We start from the raw sequence: 5,211 nt of genomic DNA, 5'->3' as shown, positions 1-5,211 counted from the left end.
CTCGCCAAGCCTTACGGCACGGAGGCGCTACAGGCCGCGATCGCCGCGGCGCTGGAGGGCGCGCTGGCGCGGCCGGTGCTGGCGGCGGGATCGCCCGTGCTGCTGGGCACGCGGCTGGGGCTGGCGCGCAGCGAGATGGGCGACGATGCCGCCGCCCTGCTGCGCCGGGCGAGCGAGGCGCTGGCCGAGGCGAAGGCGAGCGACGGTGCGGTGCTGCGCGTGGCGCATCCGGAAGGCGTGGCGCCGCTGGACGTGCTGGGCGTCGATCTGCACCATGCGATCGAGCGCGGCGAGATCGACGTGCTGTTCCAGCCGCAGGTGGAAATCGCGACCGGGCGGATCGTCGGCGTCGAGGCGCTGGCCCGCTGGTATCACCCGACACTGGGGCCCCTCGGGGCAGAGCCGCTGTTCGCCGCGGCCGAGCGCGCCGATCTGGGCATCGCACTGTCCGATCATATTCAGCGCATCTCGCTGGCGCGCGCGACGCGCTGGCCGCAGGCGCTGGACGGGGTGCGGCTGTCGATCAACCTGACCGCGGCCGACATCGCGCGCGCCGGCTTTGCCGAGATGTTCCTGAAGCGCGTCGACGCCAGCGGCTTTCCGCGCGGGCGCCTGACCGTGGAGATCACCGAGACGGGGATGATCGAGAATCTGGACGCCGCCGCCGCGCTGCTCGCGCACCTGCGCGGGGCGGGGTGCCGGGTGGCGATCGACGATTTCGGCACCGGCTATTCCAGCCTGGCCTATCTAAAGGCCCTGCCGCTCGACTATCTCAAGATCGACCGGGCGATCACGCAGGATATCGAAGGGTCGCCGCGCGACCGGGTGGTGGTGCGCGGCGTGATCGCGATGGCGCAGTCCCTGGGGCTGGCGGTGATCGCGGAAGGGGTGGAGACCTCCGCGCAACTGGCGCTGCTGGCGGCGGAGGGGTGCAATTATTATCAGGGCTTCCTGCGGGCGGGAGCGCTGGGCGAGGCACAACTGGTGGCGATCATGGAGGGCGAATGATGGGCATGATGGCGATCGGGATCGCGCTGGTGGCTGTACCTGTCATGGCAGCGCAGGCGGGCGACCCTGCCGAAGCCGGCATCCGCGCGGCGATGACGGCAAGCGCGGCCGGATGGGACGCGGGCGATCTGGATCGCTTCATGGGCATCTACGCCCCCGATGCGGTCTATGTCGGTGCCAAGGGACTGGTACGCGGCAAGGCGGCGATCGCGGACAGCTTCCGGGCCAGCTTCAGTGGCGGCGCGAACAGCCGCGGTCGCCTGTCGTTCGACTATCTGCTGATCCGCCCGATCGGCGAGCGCCGCATGGTGTTCGCCCGCTGGCACCTGCGCGGCGTCGGCGGCGAGGAGAGCGGCATGACCACGCTGGTGTTCGAGCGCCAGGCCGGCGGGTGGAAGATCGTGGCGGATCACAGCAGTTGAACGCTGCTCTGCAGCCCACACAAAGGTGCGGGCAGGAAGGGCGAAGGCAGCGCCTCGTGGCAGCGGGCGATTAGTTCACGCGAAGACGCGAAGACGTCGGGCCTTCGGGTAGCGGGTGTTCTCCGCGCCGAAGGCTCCCAAACGTCTTCCGAACGAGATTGCGGAACATGGCGTAGCGCACCAGCCTTTGAAATACCTTCGCGCCTTCGCGCCTTCGCGCCTTCGCGCCTTCGCGTCTTCGCGTGAACCAGATCGACCTTGCCCGAAGTACCGATCCGAATCGTGCGGCCCTCACCCCGCCGCCTTGGCCAGCCCCTTCGACAGTTGCAGTGCGCCGTGCAGGCGGGCCTTGGCGTCGGGCCAGGCGCGGTTGACGACCAGCTTGCCATCCGGGCGCAGTTTGGCGACCTCCTTCAGCCGGTCGACATAGGCGAACAGGCCGTCCACATCGGCGGGCTTGTTGTCGTGGAACGACACCAGCACGCCCTTCGGGCCGACATCCATCTTGGACACGCATGCCTTCTTGGCGTTCAGCTTGATCTTGATGACCTGGATCAGATTGTCGGTCGCGTCCGGCAGCGGGCCGAAGCGGTCGATCATCTCCGCGGCGAAGGATTCGATCTCTGCGTGCTTTTCCAGATCGTTGAGGCGGCGGTACAGCCCCATGCGCAGATCGAGATCGGGGACGTAATCGTCCGGGATCAGGATCGGCGCATCGACCGTGATCTGGGGTGAGAAGTCGCGCGGACGCTCGAACGCTCCGCCGGACTTGGCCTCCAGGATCGCCTCTTCCAGCATCGACTGGTAGAGTTCGTAGCCGACCTCCTTGATATGGCCGGATTGTTCGTCGCCCAGCAGATTGCCGGCACCGCGAATGTCGAGATCGTGGCTGGCAAGCTGGAAGCCCGCGCCCAGTGAATCTAGGTCGGACAGCACCTTCAGCCGCTTTTCCGCCGCATCGGTCATCTGCCGCTCGGGCGGGGTGACCAGATAGGCATAGGCGCGCGTCTTCGCGCGACCGACGCGCCCGCGAAGCTGGTAGAGCTGGGCCAGACCGAAGCGATCGGCGCGGTTGACGATCATCGTGTTGGCCGAGGCGATATCGATGCCGCTTTCGATGATAGTGGTCGAGACCAGCACCTCAAACTTCTTGTCGTAAAAGGCGGACATGCGCTCCTCCACCTCGGTCGCGGACATCTGGCCGTGCGCGACGACGTAGCGGACTTCCGGCACTTCGTTTCGCAGATATTCCTCGATATCGGGCAGGTCGGCGACACGCGGAGTGACGAGGAAGCTCTGGCCGCCGCGATAATGTTCGCGCAGCAGCGCCTCGCGCAGCACGACCGGATCCCATGGCATCACATAGGTGCGCACCGCGAGGCGATCGACCGGCGGCGTCTGGATCACCGACAGTTCGCGCAGGCCCGACATCGCCATCTGCAGCGTGCGTGGAATGGGCGTGGCGGTCAGCGTCAACATGTGGACATCGGCCTTCAGCGCCTTCAGCCGCTCCTTGTGGGTGACGCCGAAACGCTGTTCCTCGTCGACGACGACGAGGCCGAGGCGTTTGAACTCGACAGTCTTGGCGAGCAGCGCGTGCGTGCCGACGACGATATCGAGATCGCCTGACGCCGCACCCTCCTTCACCTTTTTCGCCTCGGCGGCGGTAATGAGGCGGGAGAGGCGGCCGATCTTGATCGGGAAGCCCTCGAAACGCTGGACGAAATTGTTGTAATGCTGGCGCGCGAGCAGCGTGGTCGGACAGACCACCGCGACCTGCATCCCCGCCATCGCCGCGACGAAGGCGGCGCGGAGCGCCACCTCGGTCTTGCCGAAGCCGACATCGCCGACGATCAGCCGGTCCATCGGCTTGCCCGCGGCAAGGTCGCCCAACACATCCTGGATGGCACGGTCCTGATCGTCGGTTTCCTCATACGGGAAGCGATCGACGAAGCTGGGATAGCCGGCACTGTCGGGCTCGGCCAGTTCGCCGGGGCGTAGCGCGCGCCCGGCAGCGGTGGCGATCAGTTCACCCGCGATCTCGCGGATGCGCTCCTTCATCTTCGACTTGCGGCGTTGCCATGCCTCGCCGCCCAGCCGGTCGAGGCTGGCGCCGTCCTCGCCCGAGCCGTAGCGGGTCAAGACTTCGAGATTCTCGACCGGCACGTACAGCTTGTCACCGCCGGCATAGGACAGGGCGACGCAGTCGTGCGGGCTCTTGCCGACCGGGACCGAGGTCAGCCCCTCATAACGTGCGATGCCGTGATCGGCATGGACGACGAGGTCGCCGGGCGACAGCGTGGCAAGCTCGGCGAGGAACGCATCCGCCGACTTGCGGCGCTTGGCACGGCGGACGAGACGGTCGCCCAGCATGTCCTGCTCGGTCAGCACCGATATGTCGGGTGCGGTAAAGCCGTGGTCGAGCGGCAGGACGATCATCGCGACGCCGAAGCTCTTGCCCGTATCGGCGATGCCCAGCGCCTCCTGCCAGCCATCCGCCGCCTTGGCGCCCTTCAGCCCATGATCCTTGAGCAAGCTGGTCAGCCGTTCACGCGCGCCGTTCGAATAGCTGGCGAGCACGGGCTTGCGGCCCTGTTTGCGCAAGGCCGCGATGTGCGCGACCACCGCTTCGTAGACATTGGCCTGGTTGGCACGCTCGGGCGCGAAGTCGCGGGCATTGTCGACGCCGAAATCGAGCACGGTGTTGCTCTCGGGCTCGTGGAACGGCGTGGTCAGGTGCGCGACCGCCGCCTCCAGCGCGGGCGCCCATTCCTTTGGCGCCAGATACAATGCCTTGGCGGGCAGCGGGCGATAGCTGCCCGGTTGCGCGCCTTCGGCTCGCTTGCGGTTCTCGTAATAATCGGCGACCGCCTCGAACCGGCCTTCCGCGGCCTGGCCGACGCCGGCGTCGCGCACCACCACCGCATCGCCCAGATGCTCGAACAGCGTCGCCAGCTTGTCCTCGAACAAGGGGAGCCAATGCTCCATGCCGGCCAGCCGCCGGCCATCCGATATCGCCTGGTAGAGCGGGTCGCCGGTCGCGGTCGCACCGAATGTTTCGCGGTAGCGGGTGCGGAACCGCTTGATCGAGTCCTCGTCGAGCAATGCTTCGGAGGCGGGGAGCAGCGTGAAGCCCTCGATCCGGCCGGTGGTGCGCTGGTCGCCGGGATCGAAGGTGCGTACGCTCTCGATCTCGTCACCGAAGAAGTCGAGACGCAGCGCCTGTTCCGCGCCACTCGGAAACAGGTCGACGATGCCGCCGCGCACCGCATATTCGCCCTGATCGTGAACAGTTTCGGTGCGGACATAGCCGTTCGCCTGAAGTAGCGTCGCCAGCTTGTCGAGATCGATGCGCTCACCGGGGGCGAGCCTGGCGACGAGCTGGCGGATGCGGAACGGGGTCAGCACGCGCTGCGTCGCGGCGTTGGCGGTGGTGAGGACGAGCTGCGGCGCCTTCGACTTCGCCTGTAACCGGTGCAGTCCGGCGATCCGTTCCGCCATGATGCGCAGCGTCGGCGAGGCGCGATCATAGGGCAGGCAGTCCCAGGCGGGGATCTGCACGATCTCCAGCTCGGGCGCGAAATAGGGGGCGGTGCCGGCGATCGCCCGCATCTGCGCATCGTCGCTGGCGATGAAGACGACGCGGCCCGCCGCGCGCGCCAGATCGGCGAGCAGTGACGGCTGGAACCCTGCGGGGACGCCGGACAGGGTAAGCGGGGTGGTGGCGGAAAGGATCGTCTTCAGGTCGGGCATGGTATTTCCACTATGCCCTCTCCCCGAC

General features: G+C 67.4%; 3 protein-coding genes. 2 read left to right on the top strand and 1 reads right to left on the bottom strand.

Annotation, left to right across the window (positions count from 1 at the left end):
• Both Q0U08_RS17570 and Q0U08_RS17565 read left to right on the top strand, forming a co-directional pair.
• Window positions 1-1,008 (top strand): EAL domain-containing protein (locus Q0U08_RS17570; protein WP_298092926.1); only part of this gene is annotated, 1,008 nt, incomplete at its 5' end.
• Window positions 1,005-1,430, top strand: a complete 426-nt coding sequence (locus Q0U08_RS17565; RefSeq protein WP_298092925.1) for a nuclear transport factor 2 family protein — start codon at window positions 1,005-1,007, stop codon at window positions 1,428-1,430. The genes Q0U08_RS17570 and Q0U08_RS17565, both read left to right, overlap by 4 nt.
• Window positions 1,431-1,721: 291 nt before the next feature.
• On the opposite strand, the gene mfd is transcribed toward Q0U08_RS17565, so the two are convergent.
• Window positions 1,722-5,183, bottom strand: coding sequence for a transcription-repair coupling factor (mfd, locus tag Q0U08_RS17560; RefSeq protein ID WP_298092923.1), 3,462 nt, complete (start codon window positions 5,181-5,183; stop codon window positions 1,722-1,724).
• Window positions 5,184-5,211 lie beyond the last annotated feature (28 nt).

The organism is uncultured Sphingomonas sp. (genome assembly GCF_946477935.1).
In the GTDB taxonomy this organism is placed as follows: domain Bacteria; phylum Pseudomonadota; class Alphaproteobacteria; order Sphingomonadales; family Sphingomonadaceae; genus Sphingomonas.
The sequence above is the reverse complement of the archived record's forward strand: the minus strand, read 5'-3'. Positions and strand labels throughout refer to the sequence as shown.